19 protein-coding genes are annotated in these 23,977 nt (G+C 66.5%); 9 read left to right on the top strand and 10 right to left on the bottom strand.

The genetic code is table 11. The annotated features are described in order from the left end of the window. The first annotated feature begins 3 nt into the window (after positions 1-3). Both AC1RB9_RS13165 and AC1RB9_RS13160 read left to right on the top strand, forming a co-directional pair. Positions 4-966 carry a polysaccharide deacetylase family protein gene (locus AC1RB9_RS13165; RefSeq protein WP_003451136.1) on the top strand — a complete coding sequence of 321 codons (963 nt, stop codon included), beginning with the start codon at positions 4-6 and terminating at the stop codon, positions 964-966. Continuing rightward, positions 963-1,838 (top strand): hypothetical protein, encoded by an 876-nt coding sequence (locus AC1RB9_RS13160; protein ID WP_004349942.1) that lies wholly within the window; start codon positions 963-965, stop codon positions 1,836-1,838. The genes AC1RB9_RS13165 and AC1RB9_RS13160 overlap by 4 nt, the downstream gene beginning before the upstream one ends. Before the next feature lie 45 nt (positions 1,839-1,883). Here AC1RB9_RS13160 and gcvT read toward each other — a convergent pair whose 3' ends face one another. From gcvT to AC1RB9_RS13130, 6 genes are all read right to left on the bottom strand, one after another. Further along, the gene (gene gcvT / locus AC1RB9_RS13155; protein WP_003451142.1) at positions 1,884-3,005 is read right to left on the bottom strand and encodes a glycine cleavage system aminomethyltransferase GcvT; all 1,122 of its coding nucleotides are present in this window, start codon (positions 3,003-3,005) and stop codon (positions 1,884-1,886) included. Between the two features lie 93 nt (positions 3,006-3,098). Then, complete coding sequence (locus AC1RB9_RS13150) at positions 3,099-4,475, bottom strand: L-serine ammonia-lyase (RefSeq protein ID WP_003106759.1); 1,377 nt, start codon at positions 4,473-4,475, stop codon at positions 3,099-3,101. A gap of 47 nt (positions 4,476-4,522) precedes the next feature. Then, entirely contained in the window at positions 4,523-5,779 is a 1,257-nt protein-coding gene (glyA, locus tag AC1RB9_RS13145; protein WP_003451143.1) for a serine hydroxymethyltransferase, read from the bottom strand. A 142-nt stretch (positions 5,780-5,921) separates the two neighbouring features. Continuing rightward, positions 5,922-8,801 carry an aminomethyl-transferring glycine dehydrogenase gene (gcvP, locus tag AC1RB9_RS13140; RefSeq protein ID WP_003451144.1) on the bottom strand — a complete coding sequence of 960 codons (2,880 nt, stop codon included), beginning with the start codon at positions 8,799-8,801 and terminating at the stop codon, positions 5,922-5,924. A 10-nt stretch (positions 8,802-8,811) separates the two neighbouring features. Further along, positions 8,812-9,195, bottom strand: a complete 384-nt coding sequence (gene gcvH / locus AC1RB9_RS13135) for a glycine cleavage system protein GcvH (protein ID WP_003089718.1) — start codon at positions 9,193-9,195, stop codon at positions 8,812-8,814. Positions 9,196-9,454: 259 nt separating this feature from the next. Beyond that, positions 9,455-10,378, bottom strand: coding sequence for a LysR family transcriptional regulator (locus AC1RB9_RS13130; protein ID WP_003089722.1), 924 nt, complete (start codon positions 10,376-10,378; stop codon positions 9,455-9,457). Between the two features lie 122 nt (positions 10,379-10,500). Here AC1RB9_RS13130 and AC1RB9_RS13125 point away from each other — a divergent pair, with 122 nt between their 5' ends. Continuing rightward, entirely contained in the window at positions 10,501-12,243 is a 1,743-nt protein-coding gene (locus AC1RB9_RS13125) for an amidohydrolase (RefSeq protein WP_003111567.1), read from the top strand. A 7-nt stretch (positions 12,244-12,250) separates the two neighbouring features. Here the strand turns inward: AC1RB9_RS13125 and AC1RB9_RS13120 are convergent, their stop codons facing one another. From AC1RB9_RS13120 to AC1RB9_RS13110, 3 genes are all read right to left on the bottom strand, one after another. After that, positions 12,251-13,786, bottom strand: a complete 1,536-nt coding sequence (locus AC1RB9_RS13120) for a sigma-54-dependent transcriptional regulator (protein ID WP_003105794.1) — start codon at positions 13,784-13,786, stop codon at positions 12,251-12,253. A gap of 81 nt (positions 13,787-13,867) precedes the next feature. After that, a complete protein-coding gene (locus AC1RB9_RS13115) occupies positions 13,868-14,785 on the bottom strand; it encodes a hypothetical protein (protein ID WP_003105796.1) in 918 nt (305 codons plus the stop codon). 203 nt (positions 14,786-14,988) lie between these two features. Then, entirely contained in the window at positions 14,989-16,569 is a 1,581-nt protein-coding gene (locus AC1RB9_RS13110) for an alpha/beta hydrolase (protein WP_003451147.1), read from the bottom strand. A gap of 156 nt (positions 16,570-16,725) precedes the next feature. Between AC1RB9_RS13110 and AC1RB9_RS13105 the strand changes: the two genes are divergently transcribed. From AC1RB9_RS13105 to AC1RB9_RS13080, 6 genes are all read left to right on the top strand, one after another. Further along, complete coding sequence (locus AC1RB9_RS13105) at positions 16,726-16,947, top strand: YgdI/YgdR family lipoprotein (protein WP_003089729.1); 222 nt, start codon at positions 16,726-16,728, stop codon at positions 16,945-16,947. A 53-nt stretch (positions 16,948-17,000) separates the two neighbouring features. After that, positions 17,001-17,852: a class I SAM-dependent methyltransferase gene (locus AC1RB9_RS13100; RefSeq protein WP_003451148.1), complete on the top strand. Its 852-nt coding sequence runs from the start codon at positions 17,001-17,003 to the stop codon at positions 17,850-17,852. Beyond that, positions 17,849-18,376, top strand: a complete 528-nt coding sequence (locus AC1RB9_RS13095; RefSeq protein WP_003451149.1) for a GNAT family N-acetyltransferase — start codon at positions 17,849-17,851, stop codon at positions 18,374-18,376. Before AC1RB9_RS13100 ends, AC1RB9_RS13095 begins: the two co-directional genes overlap by 4 nt. A 515-nt stretch (positions 18,377-18,891) precedes the next feature. Continuing rightward, positions 18,892-20,022 (top strand): DUF6531 domain-containing protein, encoded by a 1,131-nt coding sequence (locus AC1RB9_RS13090; protein WP_373922112.1) that lies wholly within the window; start codon positions 18,892-18,894, stop codon positions 20,020-20,022. Between the two features lie 14 nt (positions 20,023-20,036). Continuing rightward, positions 20,037-22,823 carry an RHS repeat domain-containing protein gene (locus AC1RB9_RS13085; RefSeq protein WP_003451152.1) on the top strand — a complete coding sequence of 929 codons (2,787 nt, stop codon included), beginning with the start codon at positions 20,037-20,039 and terminating at the stop codon, positions 22,821-22,823. Between the two features lie 3 nt (positions 22,824-22,826). Next, the gene (locus AC1RB9_RS13080; RefSeq protein WP_057380423.1) at positions 22,827-23,342 is read left to right on the top strand and encodes a hypothetical protein; all 516 of its coding nucleotides are present in this window, start codon (positions 22,827-22,829) and stop codon (positions 23,340-23,342) included. A 378-nt stretch (positions 23,343-23,720) separates the two neighbouring features. Here AC1RB9_RS13080 and AC1RB9_RS13075 read toward each other — a convergent pair whose 3' ends face one another. Next, positions 23,721-23,975: a MafI family immunity protein gene (locus AC1RB9_RS13075; protein WP_046602502.1), complete on the bottom strand. Its 255-nt coding sequence runs from the start codon at positions 23,973-23,975 to the stop codon at positions 23,721-23,723. Between the last annotated feature and the right edge of the window lie 2 nt (positions 23,976-23,977).

The following is a 23,977-nucleotide window of genomic DNA, read 5'->3' as shown; positions in this document are numbered from 1 at the left end:
GCCATGCGAAGCCTGATCGGGATGACGTTCCTGAACTCCTCCGTAGGCCAGCGCCGGCTGCGCCAGAACGGTATCGTGCTGCGCCTGGGACCGGTAGTCGCGGATCGCCGGCGCGCGACCCTGCCGCACCGGCAAGGCCACTGCCTCGATCGTCAGGATCTGGAAACCCTGTTGCTATGGCTACAGCGGCACTTCCTCTGCGTGCCCCTGGAACACCTGCTCGAAGGCCCCGCTCCAGCCTGCCTGCGGATCGCCCTGAGCGTCGACGGCAACCCTGCGGAACTGGCCGAGCAGGTCTATCCGCTGCTGGAACGCTACGAAATGCCGGCGAGCGCCTTCATCGGCGGTGACCCGCGCAGTTGGCGCGAAGCGGTGGCCGAGACGCTCTGGCAGGCCGATGCGACTGCCGCCGGACCCTTGCTGGAACTGCTGGAGGGTTACAGCGGCGCGGCACTCATGGCGGTGTTCGAACGCACCGGCGACGACCAGCGTCGCAGCCGCAACCTCGACCTCCTCCTGCGCAAGCTGGAACGCCTCGACCCGGCCTCGCAGCAGGCCTTGCACGCGGCCTGCCCGGTTCCCGCACCGTACAGCGCTGGCGACTGGGAGCGGGTCCGCCGCCTGGAAAACAGCGGCCTGCTTCGCTTCGGCCTGCGCGGACAGGAGCCGCACCCATCGGCAGGCCTTTGCGCCGAGGACTGTCTCGGCCGCGCCCACCGCCAGCTCCAGCAGCATTGCGCCGCCCCCCTGCCGGTGTTCTGCCAAGCTCGCACCACACCCGCCGCGCAACCCGGCCTGCGCGCCGCCCTCGGTCGGCTTGGCTACCGCTTCGCCTTCGGCGCGCGCAATGGCCTGGTGGATACCCGTTGCGACCCGCTGGACCTGCCGCGCATCGAGGTGGATGCGGCGATCGCCGCCCGTCTCGGCCGGCTGGCCTGGCGCATCTATCGTGGAGCCCGCCCATGAGCATGGCTTCCAGCCCGTTCCCAAGGAGGCGCGACAGGCAGTCGCCCTCCGCCGGAAGACCGCCCGAACCACGGGAAGCGAACGCGCCGTCGCCCGCCACGCCGCAGCGACGCCGCTCTCAGGGATATGGCCAGCCCAGCTGGCCCGGTATCAGCAAGGATCGTCCCATGACTGCAGACACCCCTACCTCTGTCGCTACCATCAACCACCTGCTGCTCGGCGCGCCCTACACCAGCCCACTGGTGATCCCCGGCGACTGGCTGGTCGACGAGCTGGAAGGCGCCGTGGAGGTCGGCGGCTTCACCGACGGCCTGTTCCGCTGGCCGACGCGCAAGCGCAGCGGCCGCCCTTCGCCGATTCTCTGCGGCGACCTGCTGCGCGCGGTACGTACCGAATGCGCCGAGTCGGTGCAGTTCTGGTGGGGTTTCAGTCCGAGCCTGGTGGGGCGCTGGCGCCGCGCCCTCGGCGTGACCCGCCGCAACAATCCCGGCGACCAGGCGGTGGCGCGCGCCCGCGCCGCCCTCGCCCGCTCGCTGGACCGCAAGGCGCCGCCGAAGGCACCGGCCGCCTGGTCCAGCGAAGAAGTCGAGTTCATCCGCCGCCATGGCAGCAAGCGCAGCCTGGCCTGGTGCGCCTACATGCTCGGCCGCAGCTACCAGAGTGTCGCCAGCAAGGCCGAGGAGCTTTCCCCGCACAGCGGGCGCGACCGCAACAATGCGATCTGGAGCAAGTCCGAGGAAGATCTGTTGCGCCAGCACTACCAGCAGCGCGGCTCGCTATGGTGCGCGCAGCAGACCGGCAAGACCCGCGCAGCGGTATTCCACCGGGCCAAGAAGCTGGGCCTGCAACGGCAGCGGCCGAAACACCCGTGAGGCCGGTCGCCGCCCTCTCCCGCCGAGGCGAGAGAGGGCCAGTGCTCAACCGCGGTAGTAGCGCTGCGCCACGAAGGGCATCTTGCTGACCACCAGGGTCACCGGCTTGCCGCGCACCATCGCCGTCACCTCGCTGCCCAGGCCGGCCAGCTCGCTCGGCACGTAGCCCATGGCCAGCGGCGCGTTGAGACTCGGACCGAAACCGCCGCTGCTGACCTTGCCGATCGCCCGCCCCTGGGCATCGACGATCTCGGCGCCCTCGCGCACCGGCATCCGCCCCTGCGGCAGGAAACCGACGCGCTTGCTGGCAACGCCCTGCGCCTGCTGGGCAAAGATCCGCTCGGCGCCGGGGAAGCCGCCGGCGCGCACGCCGTCGGCGCGGCGCGCCTTGGAAATGGCCCAGCCGAGGCTGGCTTCGACCGGCGTGGTGGCGCTGTCCATGTCGTGGCCGTAGAGGCACAGGCCGGCTTCCAGGCGCAGCGAGTCGCGCGCGCCGAGGCCGATCGGCGCCACTTCCGGCTCGGCCAGCAGGCGCCGCGCCAGGGCCTCGGCATGGGCGGCGGGCACGGAGATCTCGTAGCCGTCTTCACCGGTATAGCCGGAGCGGCTGACGTAGCAGTCCTGGCCGAGCAGCTCGACGCGGGCGAACTGCATGAAGGTCATCTGCGCCACCTGCGGCGCCAGGCGCTCCAGCACCCGCACCGCCGCCGGTCCCTGGAGGGCGAGCAAGGCACGCTCCTCGAACAGCGGCTCGACGCTGCAACGGTCTTCCAGGTGACGACGCAGGTGCGCCAGGTCCTGGTGCTTGCAGGCGGCGTTGACCACCAGCAGCAGGCAATCGCCGAGGTTGGCCACCATCAGGTCGTCGAGGATCCCTCCCCGCTCGTCGGTGAACAACGCGTAGCGCTGCTGGCCCACCGGCAGGTCGAGGATGTCCACCGGCACCAGGCTTTCCAGGGCCAGCGCCGCATCGGCGCCCACCAGGCGGATCTGGCCCATGTGCGAGACATCGAACAGACCGGCCTGCTCGCGGGTGTGCAGGTGCTCCTTGAGCACCCCGGCCGGGTACTGCACCGGCATGTCATAGCCGGCGAAGGGCACCATCTTCGCCCCCAGTTCCAGGTGCAGGGCGTGCAGGGGCGTCTTGGCGAGGGTTTCTGCGGTCATGTTTCACTCCATGGCATCCCGGCCTCCTGTCTGCCGGAGAGCCGCGATCGATTGTCGGGAAAGAAAAAAGAAGCGCCGGCGCAGCGGCGCGGTTCAGCATTCGATGATGTTCACGGCGAGGCCGCCGCGCGCGGTTTCCTTGTATTTGCTTTTCATGTCGGCGCCGGTCTGGCGCATGGTACGGATGACCTTGTCGAGAGAGATGAAATGCTGGCCGTCGCCGCGCAGGGCCATGCGCGCCGCATTGATCGCCTTCACCGAAGCCATCGCGTTGCGTTCGATGCAGGGCACCTGGACCAGCCCGCCGACCGGGTCGCAGGTCAGCCCGAGGTTGTGCTCCATGCCGATCTCGGCGGCGTTCTCGACCTGCTGCACGCTACCGCCGAGCACTTCGCAGAGCGCTCCGGCAGCCATCGAGCAGGCCACGCCGACCTCGCCCTGGCAACCGACCTCGGCGCCGGAGATCGAGGCGTTTTCCTTGTAGAGGATGCCGATCGCCGCCGCGGTGAGCAGGAAGCGCACCACGCCGTCGTCGTCGGCCCCGGGGATGAAGCGCGCGTAGTAATGCAGAACCGCCGGAATGATCCCCGCCGCGCCGTTGGTCGGCGCGGTCACCACGCGGCCGCCGCTGGCATTCTCCTCGTTCACCGCCAGGGCGTAGAGGTTGACCCAGTCGAGCACACTGAGGGCGTCGCGCAGACCGGCCTCCGGCCGCTGGCACAACTGGCGGTGGAGCGCCGCCGCACGGCGCCTGACCTTCAGTCCGCCGGGCATGATGCCCTCGTTGCGGCAGCCGGCCTCGACGCAATCCTGCATCACCTGCCAGATACGCAGCAGGCCGGCACGGGTTTCCTCGGCGGGGCGCCAGGCCTTCTCGTTCTCGGCCATCAACTGGCTGATCGACAGGCCTTCGCGGACGCAATGGTCGAGCAGTTGCCGCGCGGTCTTGAAGGGGAACGCCAGCGGCGTGCGGTCCTCGACGATGCGGTCGAGGCCGGCGGCCTCGTCGTCGACCACGAAACCGCCGCCCACCGAGTAGTACTCGCGGCTGCGGACCTGCAGGCCGGCGGCGTCGAAGGCACGGAAGATCATGCCATTGGGATGGTAGGCCAGCGGCTTGCGGATCAGCGCAAGGTGTTCCTTCTCGACGAAGCGGATCGGCCGCTCGCCGAGCAGGCGCAGCTCGCCGCTGGAACGGATGGCATCGAGCCGAGCGGGAATCGCGGCGGTATCCACCTTGTCCGGCTGCTCGCCCTCCAGGCCGAGCAGTACCGCCTTGTCGCTGCCGTGGCCCTTGCCGGTGGCGCCAAGCGAGCCGTACAGCTCGACCTTGACGCTGGCAGTGGCCTCCAGCAACCCCTCGCGCCTCAGCCCCTCGGCGAAGCGCGCGGCGGCACGCATCGGCCCCACGGTGTGGGAGCTGGACGGCCCGATGCCGATCTTGAACAGATCGAAGACACTCAGGGACATGCTCGTCTCCGCTTGCGGATTGGCCGCCACCACGGCGGCGTTCCTGTTCAATCAGCGTAGACCGGGAAGTGCCGGCAGAATTCGCCGACCTGGCCCCTGACCCGTTCGCCGACCTCGGGATTGTCGATATCGTCGAGGATGTCGCAGATCCAGCCGGCCAGTTCTCGGCACTCGCCCTCGCGGAAACCGCGAGTGGTCACCGCTGGGGTGCCGATGCGGATGCCGGAGGTGACGAACGGGCTCTGCGGATCGTTCGGCACAGCGTTCTTGTTCACCGTGATGTGCGCCGCTCCGAGCGCCGCGTCGGCGGCCTTGCCGGTCAGCCCCTGGCGCACCAGGCTGATCAGCATCAGGTGGTTGTCGGTGCCGCCGGAAACCACGTCGTAGCCGCGCCCGATGAACACCTCGGCCATCGCCTTGGCGTTGCGGATCACCTGCGCCTGGTAGTCCTTGAAGCCCGGCTCCAGCGCTTCCTTGAAGCACACCGCCTTGGCCGCGATCACGTGCATCAGCGGGCCGCCCTGGGCGCCAGGGAATACCGCGGAGTTGAGCTTCTTCTCGATCTCCTCGTTGGCGCGCGCCAGGATCAGGCCGCCGCGCGGGCCGCGCAGGGTCTTGTGGGTGGTGGTGGTGACCACGTCGGCGAAGGGGATCGGATTCGGGTAGAGGCCGGCGGCGACCAGCCCGGCGACGTGGGCCATGTCGACGAACAGCAGCGCGCCGACCTTGTCGGCGATGGCGCGGAAGCGCGGGAAGTCGAGGGTCTTGGAGTAGGCGGAGAAGCCGGCGACGATCATCTTCGGCTTATGCTCCACGGCCAGGCGCTCGACTTCGTCGTAGTCGATCAGCCCGGTAGCGGTGTCCAGGCCGTACTGCACGGCGTTGTACAGCTTGCCGGAGGAGGACACCTTGGCGCCGTGGGTGAGATGGCCGCCGTGGGCCAGGCTCATGCCGAGGATGGTGTCGCCGGCGTTGAGCAGCGCCAGGTACACCGCGGCGTTGGCCGAGGAACCGGAGTGCGGCTGGACGTTGGCGTAGGCGGCGCCGAACAGTTGCCTGGCGCGGTCGATGGCCAGCCGCTCGACCTTGTCGACGTGTTCGCAGCCGCCGTAGTAGCGCTTGCCCGGATAGCCCTCGGCATACTTGTTGGTCAGGCCGCTGCCCTGCGCCTGCATGACCCGCTTGCTGGCGTAGTTCTCCGAGGCGATCAGTTCGATGTGGTCTTCCTGCCGCCGGTCTTCGGCGTCCATCGCGGCGAGCAGTTCGTCGTCGTAGCCCTGGAGCTGGTCGTGCTTGCTGAACATGGCGCTGGCCTCTTGTCGTGTCGGTGTCAGGACGCTCGCTGGCGCGAGCGTGGCCGCGGCGCCGCTACGCAAGCGCGGCGCCGGGAAAGGGGTATCGCCGGAAACGCGAGGACGCCGCCGCTGGCGGCGCCCTCCTCGTCCGTCACTCCTCGCTGTACGCCTCGATCGGCGGGCAGGAGCAGGTCAGGTTGCGGTCGCCGTAGACGTTGTCGACGCGGCCCACCGGCGGCCAGTACTTGGCCTCCACCAGGCTGGCCAGCGGATAGGCGGCCTGCTCGCGGCTGTAGGCGTGGTTCCATTCGCCGAGCAGTTCGGCGGCGGTGTGCGGCGCGTTCTTCAGCGGGTTGTCTTCCTTGTCCAGCTCGCCGCGTTCCACCGCGCGGATTTCCTCGCGGATGCGGATCATCGCGTCGCAGAAACGATCCAGCTCGGCCTTCGACTCGCTCTCGGTGGGCTCGATCATCAGCGTGCCGGCCACCGGGAAGGACATGGTCGGCGCATGGAAGCCGAAGTCCATCAGGCGCTTGGCCACGTCGTCGACGCTGATCCCGCTGCTGTCCTTGAGCGGACGCAGGTCGAGGATGCATTCGTGGGCGACCAGGCCGTTGCCGCCGGCGTAGAGCACCGGGTAGTGCTCCTCCAGGCGATGGGCGATGTAGTTGGCATTGAGGATGGCCATTTCCGAGGCGCGCTTGAGGCCTTCGCCGCCCATCATGCGGATGTACATCCAGGTGATCGGCAGGATGCTCGCGCTGCCGTACGGCGCCGCGCTCACCGCGCCTTCCTTGCGCTCGCCGCGAGCGTGGCCGGGGAGGAACGGCGCCAGGTGCGCGCGCACGCCGATCGGGCCGACGCCCGGGCCGCCGCCGCCGTGGGGGATGCAGAAGGTCTTGTGCAGGTTCAGGTGGGAAACGTCGCCACCGAACTTGCCCGGGGCGCACAGGCCGACCATGGCGTTCATGTTGGCGCCGTCGATGTACACCTGGCCGCCACAGTCGTGGACGATGGCACAGATCTCGCGGATCGCTTCCTCGAACACGCCGTGGGTGGACGGATAGGTGATCATCAGCGCGGCCAGGCGTTCCTTGTGCTCGCTGGCCTTGTTGCGCAGGTCCTCGACGTCGACGTTGCCGCGCGCGTCGCAGGCCACCACCACCACGCGCATGCCGACCATGCTGGCGGTAGCCGGGTTGGTACCGTGGGCGGAGGACGGGATCAGACAGATGTCGCGCTGGCTGTCGCCGCGGCTCTGGTGGTAGGCACGGATCGCCAGCAGGCCGGCGTACTCGCCCTGGGAGCCGGCGTTGGGCTGCAACGACACGGCGTCGTAGCCGGTGGCGGAACAGAGCATCGCCTCCAGTTCGTCGGTGAGCTGGCGGTAGCCTTCGCTCTGCTCGGCCGGGGCGAACGGGTGCAGGTTGCCGAATTCGGCCCAGGTCACCGGGATCATCTCGCTGGCGGCGTTCAGCTTCATGGTGCAGGAGCCCAGCGGGATCATCGTGCGGTCCAGCGCCAGGTCCTTGTCCGCCAGCTTGCGCAGGTAGCGCATCAGCTCGGTTTCCGAGTGATGGCGGTTGAAGATCGGGTGGCTGAGGATCGCCGACTGGCGCAGCAGCTCGACTGGCAGGCGGTCCCCGCTGCTGGCGGCAAGGGTGGCGAAGTCCGGGAGCGCCTGGCCCTCTTCAGCCAGCAGGCCCCAGAGCGTTTCCACGTCGGCCTGGCGGACGGTCTCGTCGAGCGACAGGCCGAGACGGCCGGCATCGATCTCGCGCAGGTTGATCCCGGCGGCGCGGGCCTTGGCATGGATCGCCGCGGTACGCGCGCCGGTGGCCAGGCTCAGGGTGTCGAAGAAGTGCTTCTGCTCGACGGCCACGCCCAGGCGCTCCAGGCCGGCGGCGAGGATCGCGGTCAGCCGGTGGGTGCGCCGGGCGATGCGCAGCAGGCCCTGCGGGCCGTGGTAGACGGCGAACATGCTGGCGATGTTGGCCAGCAGCACCTGGGCGGTGCAGATGTTGCTGGTGGCCTTCTCGCGGCGGATGTGCTGCTCGCGGGTCTGCATGGCCAGGCGGTAGGCCGGCTTGCCGTGGCGGTCGATGGAGACGCCGACCAGGCGTCCCGGCATGTCCCGCTTGAAGGCGTCGCGGGTGGCGAAATAGGCCGCGTGCGGGCCGCCGAAGCCGAGCGGCACGCCGAAGCGCTGGGCGCTGCCGATGGCCACGTCGGCGCCGAACTCGCCCGGCGGGGTCAGCAGGGTCAGCGCCAGCAGGTCGGCGGCCACCGCGACCAGCGCATCGACCGCATGGAAGCGGCTGACCAGTTCGCGATAGTCGACGATCTCGCCGTCGCAGGTGGGGTATTGCAGCAACGCGCCGAAGTAGGCGGAGAAGTCTTCGATGGCGCTCTCGTCGCCGACCACCACCTCGATGCCCAGCGGCTCGGCACGGGTGCGCAGCACGTCGAGGGTCTGCGGGTGGCAATGGCGGGAGGCGAAGAATGCCTGGCTGGTGCGGTTCTTCGACAGACGCTTGCAGAAGGTCATGGCCTCGGCGGCGGCGGTCGCCTCGTCGAGCATCGAGGCGTTGGCGATCGGCAGGCCGGACAGGTCGCTGACCAGGGTCTGGAAGTTCAGCAGCGCCTCCAGGCGGCCCTGGGAGATTTCCGGCTGGTACGGCGTGTAGGCGGTGTACCAGGCCGGGTTCTCCAGGAGGTTGCGCAGGATCGGTGCCGGGGTGTGGCAGTTGTAGTAGCCCTGGCCGATGAAGGAACGCAACGCGCGATTGCGCGCGGCGATCGCCTTCAGGCTGGCCAGCGCCTCGGCCTCGCCCATGCCGGCCGGCAGGTCGAGCACGCTGCTGCCCTTGATGCTGTCGGGGATCACGTTGCCGATCAGCGCGTCCAGCGAGTCGTAGCCCAGGCGCTGGAGCATGGCCTGGGTGTCGGCGGCACGCGGGCCGATATGGCGGGCGATGAATTCGTCGTCGGTGCCCAGGTCGATGGCGCCGAGGTTCAGGTTATCGGTCATGACGGGATCCTCAGGCGTCGGCGTTGGCGTTCAGCAGGCGGTCGTAGGCGGCCTGGTCGAGCAGCTTTTCCCAGGCGCCGGCGTCGGCCGGACGGAAGCGGAAGAACCAGGCCTCGCCGAGCGGATCCTGGTTGACCAGCTCCGGGGCGTCCGGCAGCGCGTCGTTGATCGCCACCACCTCGCCGTCCAGCGGCATCAGGATGTTGCTGGCGGCCTTGACCGACTCCAGCACCGCCACTTCACTGCCGGCGGCGTGTTCGCCGAGTTCCGGCAACTGCACGAATACCACGTCACCGAGGGCGTCCTGGGCGTAGGCGGTGATGCCGACGGTCAGCAGCCCGTCGTCGTCCTGGCGCAGCCATTCGTGGTCGGTGGTAAAGCGCAACTTGCTCATGCTGGATCCTCATTGTCAGCGGGTCGCCCGGTCGGGACGGGACTTTGTTCTGCGGCAGCCCGTAGCAAGCAGGGTGCCAAGCGGCCCCGGCCCTGTCGCCACGGGGCGTGGCCGGGGCGCGGGGGAAACCCGGACAGGGCCGCCATGGAACGCTTTCGTTACAGACCCGCCGGACATTTCCCGAACCAGAGCGCAAACGCCTGACAGCAAAGGTTTTTCCGGCAATCGGAACGAATTCGTTCCACTCGTAACCGAAGCGTTACAGCCGATGGCACAGCCCCTGTCGCTGCAAGCTGGCGCGCAGGTGCTCGAGGAACGCGCGGACCTTCCGCGTGTTGCGCCGGTGCCCCGGATAGAGGACATGGATGGAGGGCCCGAACGGCCCCGGGTCGAAGTGGTAGTCGCCGAGCAGGCGCACCAACCGCCCTTCGCCGAGCAGCGGCGCGACACTCCACTGCGGACAGAACTGCAGGCCCAGCCCGGCCAGCAGGTGGGCGAGCAGGAAGTCGTAGTTGTCGCTGGCCAGTCGCGGGCGCGGCTGGTCGATACGCTGGCGGGCGCCGTCGCGTTCCATCCACCAGAAGTTCTGGTTCAGCGAAGGGTGCTGGAAGACCAGCCAGGCGTGCCGCTCGAAGTCCTCCGGGCCTTGCGGCGCGGGTTGCCGCGCCAGGTAGGCCGGGCTGGCGCAAAGCACGATCTGGTTCGGCGCCAGCGGCCGCGCCACCAGCCCCGGCAGGTCGATGGGGCCGTCGCGCAGGCCGAGGTCGTAGCCGCCTTCGCTGAGATCGAGGAAGGTTTCGTCGAGGTCCACCCGCAGGCTGATCCGCGGATGCGCCTCGAGGAAGCTGGCGCAGGCCTGCTGGAGGAACGCCGCGGCGAACGACGGCGGCGCGGCGAGACGCAGTTCGCCGCGCAACTCCGACTCCAGCAGTTCGATCTCCTGCCCCGCCGTGCGCAGCGTTTCCAGGGACTGACGAGCCGCCTCCAGGTAGATCTGCCCGGCCTCGGTCAGCGCCAGGCTGCGGGTGGTGCGCTCGAACAGGCGGGCACCGAGTTCCGCTTCCAGGTGGGCGACGGCCTTGGTCAGCGCCGAGGGCGTCTTGCCCAGGCGCTCGGCGCCACGGCTGAAGCTACCGGTTTCGGCAGTGGCGACGAACATCGCCAGGGCATTCAATTTGTCCATCGACTCCTTCCGTTCCGGCACAAGTGTTGTGCGTCGCGCCCGGTTCTGCCGGGCCGGCGCTTTGGCTAGTCTCGCCTTGCCCGGGCCACGCTACACAAGACCAAGAAGCAAAGGAAACCACCATGAAGCAACGGATTCCCACCCTCCTCGCCGGCGCCTGCCTGGCCATCCCCCTGCACGCCCTCGGCGCCGCCGACCTGCTGGTGGTCAACGCCAGGATCTTCACCGCCAATCCGCAGCAACCCTTCGCCGAGGCCCTGGCGGTGGAGGACGGGCGGATCCTCGCGGTCGGCGACGAGGCCGGGCTGCGCGCCCTGGCCGATGGCGACAGCCAGGTCGTCGATCTCGGCGGCAAGCGCCTGATGCCCGGCCTGATCGACACCCATTCGCACGCGGTGTTCGGCGGCCTGGAGCTGGCCGGCGCGGACATGGGCAACGAACAGGTCGGCCTCGACGAACTGGAACGGCGCCTGCGCGCCTGGCGCGACAACGGCAAGGCGCGACATGGCGACATGCTCAATGTCAGCGGCATGCATACCGCCTACTGGAGCCAGGTCAAGGACTTCCGAGCGCGATTCGACCACGGCGAATGGGCCGACCAGCCGCTGGCCTTCATCGGCAGCGACCACCACACCGGCTGGGCCAACGCCGCCATGCTGAAACGCGCCGGCATCGACGCCGCGCGGGTCCGCGCCCTGCCCGAGGAACAGCGCAACACCATCGGCCACGACGCCGACGCCACCCCCAACGGCTTCCTCGCCGATGCCGGTCTCGACGCGGTGCTCGCGGTACTGCCGGCGCCGAGCGCGGAACAGATGCTAGAAGCCGGACGCAGCGCGGTGCGCTACAGCAACTCGCTGGGCCTGACCGCATGGATGGACCCGGCCGCCAATGGCTCGCCGGGCGATGCCCTGTTCAGCCTCAGGCCCGACGAGAACACCGTCGGCGTGCTACCGGTCTACCAGCGGCTGGCCAAGGGCGGCGAACTCAGTGCCCACGTCGCCGCCCTCCTGGTCGCCAATCCACGCAGCCGGCCGGCCGACCTCGAGGTGCTGGACAAGGTGCGCCAGCGCTTCCTCGGCAGCCCCAACCTGACCCTGCCGGGAATCAAGGTGTTCGCCGACGGCGTACCGGAATACCCGGCGCAGACCGCCGCGCTCCTCGAGCCCTATCGCAACAGCAGGAAGACGGGCGAACTGCTGATCGACCCGGCGCACTTCGGCGAACTGGTCAGCGCCGCCGACGCCCGCGGCTGGCTGGTCCACGTCCACGCCATCGGCGACCGCGCGGTGCGCGAGGCGCTGAACGGCATGCAGCAGGCGCGGCGCGACCGCGACAGCGGCATCGCCCATTCGATTACCCACCTGCAACTGGTCAATCCCAAGGAGTTCGAGCGCTTCAGGCCGCTTGGCGTGATCGCCTCGATGCAGCTGTACTGGGCCGCCGCCGACGAAACCACGGTGGACCTGATGAAGCCCTATATCAGTGCCTTCGCCTACCGCTACCAGTACCCGGCGCACTCCCTGCTGAGCAAGGGCGCGACCATCGCCGGGGCCAGCGACTGGCCGGTGTCCAGCCTGTCGCCGTGGAAGGCCATCCAGCAGGCGGTGACCCGCAAGGGCCCGCAGGGCGTGCTCAACGCCGGCGAACGCCTGGACCGCCAGACCATGTTCTACGCCTACACCCGCAACGCTGCGCGGACCATCGGCCTGGAACACCGGATCGGCAGCCTGGAGCCGGGCAAGCAGGCGGACTTCATCGTCCTCGACCGCGACGTGTTCGAGGTGCCGGAGACGCAACTGGGCGAAACCAAGGTGCTGAAGACCTGGTTCGCCGGCAAGCCGGTGTATTCCAGCGAGGGCTGAGCCCGCTTCAGGCGCGCGGACCGATGCCGTACTTGCGCAGGCGGTGGGCGATGGCGGTGTGCGAGGTTTGCAGGCGCGCAGCCAACTGGCGGGTCGATGGATAGCTGACGTAGAGCTTCTCCAGCAGGGCTTTCTCGAAGCCCTCCACCGCCTCCTCCAGGCTGCCCACCTCGCCGTCGTTCTGCCGCGCCACGGCGGTGCCGGCGATCTCCAGGTCGCCGATATCCACCAGGCTGCTCTCGCAGATCGCAGCGGCACGGAAGATCACGTTCTGCAACTGGCGCACGTTGCCCGGCCAGCGGTTGCTCAGCAGCGCCGGGTAGGTGCCCGGCGCCAGCCGGCACACCGGGCGCTGGATCTGCGCACAGGCCTGCTGCATGAAGTGCCGCGCCAGCAGCAGGATGTCGTGGCCGCGCTCTCGCAACGGCGGGACTTCCAGGCTGAGCACGTTGAGGCGGTAGAACAGGTCCTCGCGGAAGCTGCCCTCGGCGACCATCTTCTCCAGGTTGCGGTGGGTGGCGCTGAGGATCCGCACGTCGACCCTCACCTCGCGGTCGCCGCCGACCCGGCGGAAGCTGCCGTCGCTGAGGAAGCGCAGCAGCTTGGCTTGCAGATAGGGGGACATCTCGCCGATCTCGTCGAGGAACACCGTGCCCTGGTGGGCCAGCTCCAGCAGGCCTGGCTTGCCGCCGCGCTGGGCGCCGGTGAAGGCGCCGGGGGCGTAGCCGAACAGCTCGCTTTCGGCCAGGTTCTCCGGCAACGCCGCGCAGTTCAGCGCCAGGAACGGCGAGTTGTGCCGCGCACTCAGGGCATGGCAGCCGCGCGCCACCAGTTCCTTGCCGGTACCGGTCTCGCCGTGGATCAGCAGCGGCGCGTCGAGCGCCGCCACGCGCTGCGCACGGGTCTTCAGGGTGCGGATCGGCTGGGAATCGCCGAGGAGCATCTCGAACCCCTCGGCATGGTCATGGTGCAAGGCCGCCAGGCGCTCGCCGATGCGGTTCGGTTCGTAGAGGGTCAACAGGCCGCCGGCCAGGTGCCGCTCGCCCTCGCCCGGCCCTTCGGTGATCGGCGTGGCATCGAGCAGCAGGGCCTGGCCCATGAATGTCACTTCGCGCAGCGGCAGGCGGAAGCCCTGCTCGACCAGCGCATCCTCCAGGGTTTCATCGTCGAACAGGCTGGCCAGCCTCTCGCCGGCCGGGTCGCGTCCGCAGCGCTCGCTGAAGGCCGGGTTGGCCAGCAGCACCAGGCCCTTGCCGTCCACCGCCAGCACCGGATCGGCCATCGCCGCCAGCAACGCATCGAGCTGCAAGCGGCGGCGCTGGCCGGGAAGGATGTCGACCACGGTCATCGCCTGCACGCCACGGATGCCCAGCAGCGCTGCGCGCAGTTCCTCCAGCACTTCGGGACTGAGGGTCGGCGCGTCGATGTAGACGTTCGGCGGCACCATTTCCACCGCGTCCAGGTTCAGGTTGCGCCCGCCCAGCAGCGCCAGCACCTCCTGGGTGATGCCGACACGGTCGATGAAGGAGACGTGGATGCGCATGCGGGAACCTGGACTGCGGCGACGCTCGCCATAAAGCCGTCGATTGTACGGCCTGGCGCCGCCCAGCCCAAGGGGCCGGCGTCAGGGTACGGGGCGCAGCGCCTCGCTGCGGGTGCGGTGGCTCCAGTCGCCCTCGTCGTCCATCACGGTTTCGGTCACCAGCACTCGGCCCGGCTGCTGCGGGTCGGCCTTGTACAGCACCAGCTCGGCCTCGGCATCGTCCCAGGTGGTGGAGATGTCCGGCAGCATCCGCACCCACTGGCCGTCGCGGATTTCCAGCAGCGACGACTTGGTCCAGGTGCTGGTCCACCAGGTACGCAGCAGTTGCAGGCGCTCGCGGCCGCTGTCGTCGAGGTCGCCGAGGACGCTGAGCACCGCGCCGGTGCAACTGCCCAGCGGCTTCGGCGGGACGCGCGCGTCGGCGCTCCAGAGGTCGCAGCGGCAATCCTCGTATTCGTCGCACAAGGCGGCGCTGTTCGGCGCGTGGGCCACTACCCAGGCGAAATCCGCCTCGGTACCGGCGAAGCGGCCGCGAGCCAGCGGGGTGTACCGCGGGTCGACGGCGTAGCGGGTGATCTCGTCGCTCTCGCCGACGAAGCGCCAGGTATCGCCCGGCCCGGCGCGCTCGGCCAGGAGCAGCCCCGGATAGTTGCGCAGGCGTCCGTCGAGGCGTACCTGCTTGACGAAGCGCACCTCGTAGCGGCCTTCCTGGTCGCCCGGCACGATCTGCGGCGCAGCGACGATGCGCTGCTCGAAGTCGGGATGGCGGGCGAAGAAGGCCTGCTTGGCGGAGAGGGTGCGCTCGCGCGTCTGCGCGCGGCCATAGTAGTCCAGGCGCGGCGCATATACCCCTTCCAGGGCCTTGCCGCTGCGCTGCCCGTGGGCGGCCTGCCAGCGCTGGAACAGGCCGAGGATTTCGCTTTCGGCGGCAGCCTGGACCAGCGCTGGGTACAGGCAGAAGAGCGCGGCGCAGAATACCGGGCGCAAGAGTCGGCGCATCGAGAACATCCTTGTCGTTCGATTGAGGCGAACGCCGATTGTCCCCTATCCGCCGACGCTGGCAAATGGCCCTGGACGATTTTTTCCGATTCCGCAACGCGGTGGGCATTGCGGACACGCTCCGGACAGCCTTCCCCCACCTCTAAGGCCGCGGCACGGCGGATAACCGCAAGCGGCTATCCGCCCCACGCCAGCCAGCCGGCTCAATGCGCCGGCAACAAGGCCTGCAACCCTTCGGCAAGCTCCAGGCTCCACGCCGCGTAGTCGTGACCGCCGGGGAACTCACGGTAGTGCAGCGGGTAGCCCTTGCCTTGCAGCGCCGCGCGCAGGCTGCGGTTGCTGCCGAGAATGCCGTCCGCCTCGGGCTCCTCGAGCAGGCCGGAACTGAGGAAGAACGCCAGCGGCAAACGCTCGCCAGCGGCGAACTGCCGTACCAGCCACTGCGGCTGCTGCTCGTCCGGCCCCCACCAGAACGAGCCGGACAGGCTCAGCACCTTGCCGAAGCGTTCCGGATAACGGTAGGCGATGCAGCCCGAGGCCAGCCCGCCGTAGCTGGAACCGGAAAGCACGCGATCGGCAGGCTCCTCGCTCAATGCATAGCGCTGCTGCAACCAGGGCAGCAGCTCGTGGGCGAGCATGTCGGCGAAGGCCTCGTTGCAGGGCAGCTCGCGGCCCCGGCTGCTGGCGTCGACATTGCCGACAATCACCGCCAGGGTCGGGCGGATACGCCCGGCGGCGATCAGGTTGTCGAGGATGGTCGGGGTCGGTACGTCGCGCGCGTAGTGGTCCTCGTCGAACAGCACCAGCAGCGGATAGCGCTGGCCCTCGGGATCGTAGCCCGGCGGCGTGTAGAGCGTCAGCTGGCGCTGGTTGGCCAGGGCCTGGCTGGTATAGCCGAGGCGCTCCACCTTGCCGCGCGGCACGTCCTTGCGCGGCTGGTCCCAGGTCTCGGCAGGGGCGCCGCCGAGCTGCACCAGCGAGGCCTGCTCGGCCCGCGGCAGCGCGCGGCTGTTGGGCCACGGCGTACGGCTCAGCGGGTCCGGCCGCGCCGCCGCCTGCAACGCCAGGCGCAAGGTGCCGCGATCGGCCTGTTGCAGGTCCGGCAGGTCGGCGCTGAGCTGGTAGGAAACCCGCGCGTCGCGGCGCAGCGGCAGGCTCAGGTAGCGCACGTCGCTGCCGGCCAGGGCCTCGAAGCGGCGGGTGTTGACCTCCGGGGTCGGCCACAGCAGGCGCACGTCGCCGGGACGCTGCTGGCGCCAGAGGAAGGTGACCAGCACACGTTCGGCATCCAGCGGCTCCACCAGCGGCGTGCCCTGCTTCGCTACCTGCTTCCAGAACGCCTTCAGCGCGCCGGGGCGCTTTTCCGCAAGCTCCGCCTGCAGGCGTTGCAGGGTCGGGCTCTGCGGCGCCGGCGAATCAAGCGCCGGGGTCTGCGGGGTGAGGCGCTGGGTGGGGATCAGGGTCAGTGCGGTGTCTTCGTCGGCGCTGAAGGTCAGGCGCAGGCCCTGGCGCTCGCCGGCCTGCAGGCCGAGCGACTGGCGTCCGGCCAGCTCCGTCGCGCGCAACGCCTTGCCGTCGGGCGTGGTGGCGCGCAGGCGGACGCGGCCGCGGTCGACCTCCAGGTCGAGCAACTGCAACTCGCCGGGGGCAAGGTCGAGGTAGCGCTGGCGGCTCTCGCCGGCAGCGATCTCGATGCGGCCATCGGCCAGCGGCACGGGCTGGGCGGCCTGGGCCGGGGTCAGCAGGTTGAGGAAAAGCAACAACGAGGTGGAAACGGCAGACATGGAATCTCCCTTCGAATAGGCGCCGCCATCCGGGCGGCTCACCGGAAGAGACGTACGATCACAGCGGAAATTTGCCGCTGTGATCCAGGCTAGAGCGGTTGCGCCGCGACTGGAGTAGAATCCGCCGCCTCGAAAACCGTCCGAAGGAAAATTCCGATGACCTCCCGTCTGCTGCCCGCCCTGTTGCTCTCGTCCGCATTCGCCGTCCTGGCCGGCTGCTCCACCCCGACCATCGTCACCCTCAACGATGGCCGCGAGATCCAGGCGGTGGATACCCCGCGCTATGATCGTAGTTCCGGCTTCTACGAACTGGAGCAACTGGACGGCAAGCGCACCCGCGTCAACAAGGACCAGGTGCGCAGCATCAAGGACATGTAATCCCCCGGACCCGCCATCCGCGCGGTGGCGCACTCCAGGGAAGGAGTCGAACCATGCGATCCGACCTGCACGAGGCCAACCGGCTGTCGTGGAACGCCGCCACCCGGGCGCACAACAGCCACAAGGCCGACCAGGCCGCCTTCTTCCGCAACGGCGGTTCCACGCTCTATCCCGAGGAACTGCAACTGCTCGGCCATCTCGACGGCCTGCGCCTACTGCATCTGCAATGCAACGCCGGACAGGACAGCCTGAGCCTGGCGCGCCTTGGCGCCCGCGTCACCGGGGTCGACATCGCCGACAGCGCCATCGACTTCGCCCGCCAGCTGTCCCGCGACAGCGGCATCGCCGCCGACTTCCAGCGCGACGACATCCTCCGCTGGCTGCCCGTCGCCGCCACCCGCGGCGAACGCTTCGAACGGGTCTTCGCCTCCTACGGCACGCTGGTCTGGCTCTCCGACCTCAAGCGCTGGGCCGACGGCATCGCCCAGGTACTGGTTCCCGGCGGGCGCTTCGTCCTGGTGGAGTTCCATCCTTTCGCCCTGTACTTCGACCCACACTGGCAACCGGCCTACGACTACTTCAGCCGCGAGCCGATCGCCGAGAGCGGCGTCAGCGACTACGTCGCCGAGTCCGGCGCCAGCCTGGCGCCCTCCGGCTACCGCGCCGGCGTCGAGAACTTCAGCAACCCTCATCCCAGCTACGAGTTCCAGTGGGGCCTGGCCGATGTGATCGGCGCCCTGCTCGGCGCCGGCCTGCAACTCGAACGGCTGGAGGAATACCCCTACGCCAACGGCTGGGCCGGCTTCGACGGCATGCGCGACGGCGGCGGCGGACGCATGCTGCCGCCCGCCGATCGTCCGCGCCTGCCGCTGATGTACGGCCTCAGCGCAAGGAAATCACGATGACCGAAGAACGCCTGCTGCGCCGCGACGAAATCCCCCTGGTCTGGGAGATCGACCGCAGCGAAGTGATCGAACACCTGTATTCCGTCGAGGCCGGCCAACTGGTGCTGCGCCCCGAGTTCTACGACATGCGCGGCTGGCCGGAGGGCGAGGCCGAGCATTACACGCCGATCCTGCTCGACTGCTTCGACCGCGGCGGCTGGTTCCTCGGCCTGTTCGACCAGGGCCGCCTGATCGGCGCAGTAGTCCTCGACCCGCGCCGCCTCGGCCCCGAGCGCGACTGGCTGCAACTGAAGTTCCTCCACCTCAGCCACGCCTACCGCCGCCGCGGCCTCGGCGCCCACCTCTTCCACCTCGCCGCCACCCAGGCCCGCCACCTCGGCGCCAGCGCGCTCTACGTTTCGGCTACGCCGTCGCAGAACACAGTGGATTTTTATATGAGACTCGGATGCCGGCTGTGCATGGAACCGGATGAGGAGTTGTATCGGTTGGAGCCGGAGGATGTTCATCTGGTGTTCAATCTATAGTCTGATGCTGAGTCTCGTTGATAATCAGCAGTGCAAATAGACTTCAAGGAATGGAAATGTACAAAGCTCTCGCTTTTCTCCTGTTAAATATATTCATCGCCGTAGTGCATGCGGAGGAAGGCTGGGAGCTTTCAGTTTCGGGACCAGCCCTTGGACAACCTGGACACGTGCCATATCCAGATAGGCGAAAACCCTCGCTCGAAGCCGCTTGCGCGGCCAGCGACAGGTACTATATAGATAGCAATCTGAAGGGGGGTCACGTAGTTCTAGGGTACATCAGCAGAAAAACACTTATAGATGCCCGATACAATTCATTTTTTTGCAGCATCAGCATATTCAGAAAGTCTCCGCTAGCAGTTACATCCGGCACTGCTACCTACGGAAATCCTAACTGGTGGGGGGCCTCCGGCACGGCTGTAAACGTTACTCAGGCTCCTCCAACTGGCTGCCCATACAACCTTTTCAATGGCCGGTACGAGTGCCCCACTGACGTCTCCGATCGAAAGAACGCGGGAATCCCCAACGAAAACGGATGCCAAGGCCCCTCATCTTTCCAGGGAAACCCTATAAATGCCAGTATCGGCAATAAATTTCAACGTGAAACCGATATAGATCCGTCGCACTCCCCTCTCCAGTTCGAGAGATACTACAACAGCATTACCGGAATGTGGACGAACACCTTCCAGGAAGGCTTAAAAATAGTAGGCGAAAATATTTCCCTATCTCTACCCGATGGTCGCCAGGAACTATTCAGGCTGACTGACGGCGCAATATCGTCCGACGCAACGACGGGTACACTTTCAAAAGACCAGGCAGGCTGGAGGTATGACTACAGGGACGGAACCAGCTCACTTTTCGATGTCCAGGGCCGGCTTATCCAGAGGAAAGTCAGGGGGCAGGTCATCACGATAACCTATCCGAACCTCTCCACCACCAAGGCTAAAGATGGGTTCGGAAACACCCTAACCGTTTCCTGGAACGCAACGAAACAACCCTACCTCGTCGATTACAACGGTTCCCTGAAAGTGGAATATCTATATGACGGGGGCGCCAGGCTGGTTTCGAAGAAAACCACGTCCCAAGGACTCAACCGCACCCGGAAGTATCTCTATGCTGACAGTGGCAATGCCGGGTTAATGGTTGGAATCATCGACGAACAAGGCACGCGTTACGCAACATGGACCTACGACGACCAAGGCCGCGCCATCTCCAGCGAACACGCCAACGGCGCCGAAAAGGTCTCCCTCGCCTACAACGATGACGGCTCCACCACCGTCACCAACGAATACGGCAAGCAGGCCACCTACCGCTTCCAGGTGATCCAGGGCATCAAACGCATCGTCGCCATCGAAGGCGAACCCTCTCCCAACTGCCCCAGCAGCAATTCCACCTTCACCTACGATGACCAGGGCCTGCTCACCAGCAAACGCGACAACAACGGCAACCTGACCACCTACCAGTACAACGCCCGTGGCCTGGAGACCTCGCGCACCGAGGCCGCCGGCACCCCGCAGGCGCGCACCGTCGTCACCGACTGGCACCCGACCCTGTTCCTCCCGGTGCAGGTCAGCGAGCCCGGCCGGATCACCCGCTACCAGTACAACGCCGAGGGACGCAAGACCGGCGAGACCGTCACCACCCGCTGACAAGGACGACACCCATGCGCATCCCCCCATACTTCCCCCGTCTCGGCGCCCTCGCCCTGGCCTGCGCCCTGGCCCTGCCCGCTCAGGCGGCCGAGCGCGCCTGGAGCTACAGCTACAACGCCCTCGGCCTGATCGAGCGCGCCGACGGTCCGCGCACCGATGTGCAGGACGTCACCCTCTATGCCTACGACAGTCGCGGCAACCTGACCCAGGTGACCAACGCCCTCGGCCAGGTCACCCGCCTCGGCGACTATGACGAGCGCGGCAAGCCCGGCAGCATCACCGATGCCAACGGCGTCACCAGCAGCCTCGCCTACACCGGCGTCGACGGCTGGCTGGCCTCCGTCAGCACCGCCGGCAGCACCACCCGCTTCGACTATGACGCGGTCGGCCAGATCACCCGCGTCACCCGCGGCGACGGCAGTTGGCTGAGCTACGAATACGACGACGCACGGCGCCTGGTAGCGATCGGCAACAACCTCGGCGAACGCCTCGAATACGACGTCGACACCAAGGGCAATCGCACCGCCCAGCGCATCAAGGACGCCAGCGGCAGCCTGGTGCGCCAGCAGCAATGGGCCTACGACGAGCTTGGCCGGCTGCTCCGTGCGGTCGGCGCCGGCGGCCAGACACGCAGCTTCGCCTACGACCTCAACGACAATCCGGTCGGCGAAACCAACCCGCGCCAGTTCGCCCACAGCCAGGCCTTCGATGCCCTCGACCGGCTGGTCGGCCAGAGCGATCCCCTCGGCGGCAAGACCCGACTCGCCTACGACGCCCAGGACAACCTCACCGAGGTCAAGGACCCGCGCGGTGTCACCACCCGCTACGAATACGACGGCCTCGGCAACCTGACCCGACTGGTCAGCCCGGACAGCGGCACCACCACCTTCGAGCACGACGCCGCCGGCAACGTCATCCGCCGCACCGACGCTCGCGGTACGGTCACCGAGTATCGCTACGACGCCCTCAATCGCCTGATCGAGCGCCACTCGCCGAGCGACCCGAGCCTCGACGTACAGTACCGCTACGACCTCACCGCCGATGGCAACAAGGGCATCGGCCGCCTGGGCGCCATCGAAGGTGCCCGCGACAGCCTGGTGTACCGCTACGACGAGCGCGGCAACCTGGTCGAGCAGGTACGCAGCATCCGCCTCGACCAGCAGACCCTGCTCGACCGCGTGACCTACCGCTACGACGCGGCCAACCAACTGCTGGAGATCGGCTACCCCTCCGGCCTCGCCATCGGCTACCCGCGCAATGCCGGCGGCCAGGTCGCCAGCGTGACCCTGGCAGTGGGCGACAAGGCACCGAGCACCCTGGTCGGGCAGATCGCCTACCTGCCCTTCGGCCCGCTGCAGCGCCTGACCTGGGGCAACGGCATCGCCCTCAGCCGCGAGTACGACCAGGACTACCAACTGCTGCGGCAGAAGGTCGGCCCCTGGCAGAGCGACTACCAGCACGATGCCAATGGCAATATCCAGCAGCACCGCCACAGCCTCTGGGGCACCCTGGACTACCAGTACGACCCGCTGGACCGCCTGACCGAGGAACGCGGCGTCCAGGGCGGGCGCAGCTACGCCTACGACGCGGTCGGCAACCGCACCCAACGCAGCGACAACCCCGCCTCAGGCGGCACCGCCAGCAGCCAGGACTACCAGTACGCGCCCGACAGCAACCGATTGACCGCCATCGGCGCGCAAGCGGTGACCAGCGACGCCGCCGGCAACCTCACCCAGGACCGCGCCGCACGCAAACTGGCCTACGACACCCAGGGCCGCCTGCAAAGCGTCAGCCTCGACGGCCAGCAGGTCGCCGAATACCGCTACAACGCCCTCGGCCAGCGCATCGTCAAGCTCACCCCCGAGAGCGTCACCACCTACCTCTACGGTCCCGACGGCCAGTTGCTCGGCGAAGCCGAACACGACGGCAGCGGCCGGAAACTGCGAGCCCAGTACTACCTGTGGCTGGACAGCCTGCCGCTGGCCACCATCGACGCCGACTACGACGCCCAGGGCAAGGTCGGCAACCCGACCCCGCTCTACCTCCATGGCGACCACCTCGACACCCCGCGCCTGGCCACCGACGCCAGCGGCCAGATCGCCTGGCAGTGGCAGTCCGACGCCTTCGGCCGCGGCGAAGCGCTGAGCCAGGGCAGCACCCAGGTCAACCTGCGCTTCCCCGGGCAGTACTACGATGCGGAGAGCGGGCTGCACTACAACTACTTCCGCGACTATGATCCGGAGACTGGGCGGTATGTGGAGAGTGATCCGATTGGGTTGGAGGGAGGAATCAACACTTATGGTTATGTGAATGCAAATCCGATCAATCAAACAGATTGGCGAGGAACAGTCCCCGATCAAATCTGTTTAGCTGCATGCATTACCGTAGGTACAGTAACGGGTGGTTATGTAGGTACTGTGGTCGGTGGATTAGCAGGGGGGGCAGGAGGTACGCTGGTATTGCCTATAGGTGGGACGATTTCCGGCGGTGTTGCTGGTGCATCCGCAGGTGGTGCAATTGGAGCTATTGGCGGTGGTTTGGCAGGGAATGCTGCAGGAAACGCTTTTTGCCCAGAAGACGAATGTGATCCACCGGCAGGCACACAGTGTTATGAGTACAATACTGGCCACAAACACAAAGGGATGGATCCCCATTACCATATATGGCAAATGAACAAATCCCCTAATGGGTGCTTCTGGAATAAAAAAAGAGGACTGGCAGACACTCACCCCGTACAACCCAGCGGACTATCGTCCTGCTCATCGTACTCAAGTTGGACTAGTCAAAACGGAGGTTAAGCTATGGAGTTCAAATGCATCGGGTTCGATATCAGGCTCCCCGAAAGTCTTGATAATATTTCAGCCGACGCCACAGCCTGGCCGCAAGACACTCAACTTTATGAGAGGGCACTTAACAGTCTAAAACTTCAAGAAAACGAGTTACAGCTAATCCAGATAGATACGCAAGAACAACTAGCGGAGCTTCAAGGCCTTATCAAGGCAGAAGGGAATGGCTCTGTTCTACTATCAATGGAAGTATACAGCGAAGTAATTGACGCACTAAAGCTCTCTCGATTTCGTGATTTCAACTCAACTCAGGCCAGCATAGCCAGCTGGACCGAACTGGGTCTGGATGTATGCGATATAAACGGATACTTCTCTATACTTAAAATGGAGACTTCAATCTCTCAAGAAATATTAATACCGCCAAAAGAGATTGAGAAAGCTCACGCAATTTGCGAAGCAGCCAACATCCTCATCAAAGAACACGCCCCCTTCGTTACTATAAAGTTGCGACACTATTCAGGCTCTGCATGACTCAAAAAAAATAACGCAGCCCTAATTGCAGCTAATCCATATCAGACGACTCTCTTAAGTAGCCGCGACAAATAGAAAAATTAACTACGAGGAAAGAGGGGGCAGATTTATTTTTACCACTATGGGAAAAAGGGGACAGATTTATTTTTCCTACTCTAATTTTGACTAGTGTTTATATCTCTCATTCCCACTGTATACCACTGCCGATCTTACCCACACTGAACCACGTGAAGCGGATAGTTCAGTAAAACCACTCGCCTCTGCCTAGGCCTCGCGGAGCCTCCCTGCTCAGAGAATTAGAGCAGGGAAAATAAATATGTCCCCTTTATGCTGCCCGAGGCCAGTATTTGAAAAAGCAAACGATGTATGTTTTAAAAACTACGACTTCAAACCCTTCAAGTGTTTGAATGGACCTTCCTCTAAGTCAAACCCCATATCCAGGGCTAATTGTACAGCCTCGCGATATTCCTCATCCGTGATAGATACATCATATTCACAAATATGGTCACACAGAACTTCAAAAGCCAGACTTTCCTCATTGTATCCAACATAGTCTAGTGCTCCCTGAAGCAGCGTAGACTCTAGCCGTCCCTGGAATCTCTCCCCAAATTTGACAATACGATCAGCGTACATAA

This window comes from Pseudomonas sp. 20-5 (assembly GCF_056782835.1).
Note: the sequence above shows the minus strand (reverse complement) of the source record. Positions and strands in the feature narration are given on the sequence as shown.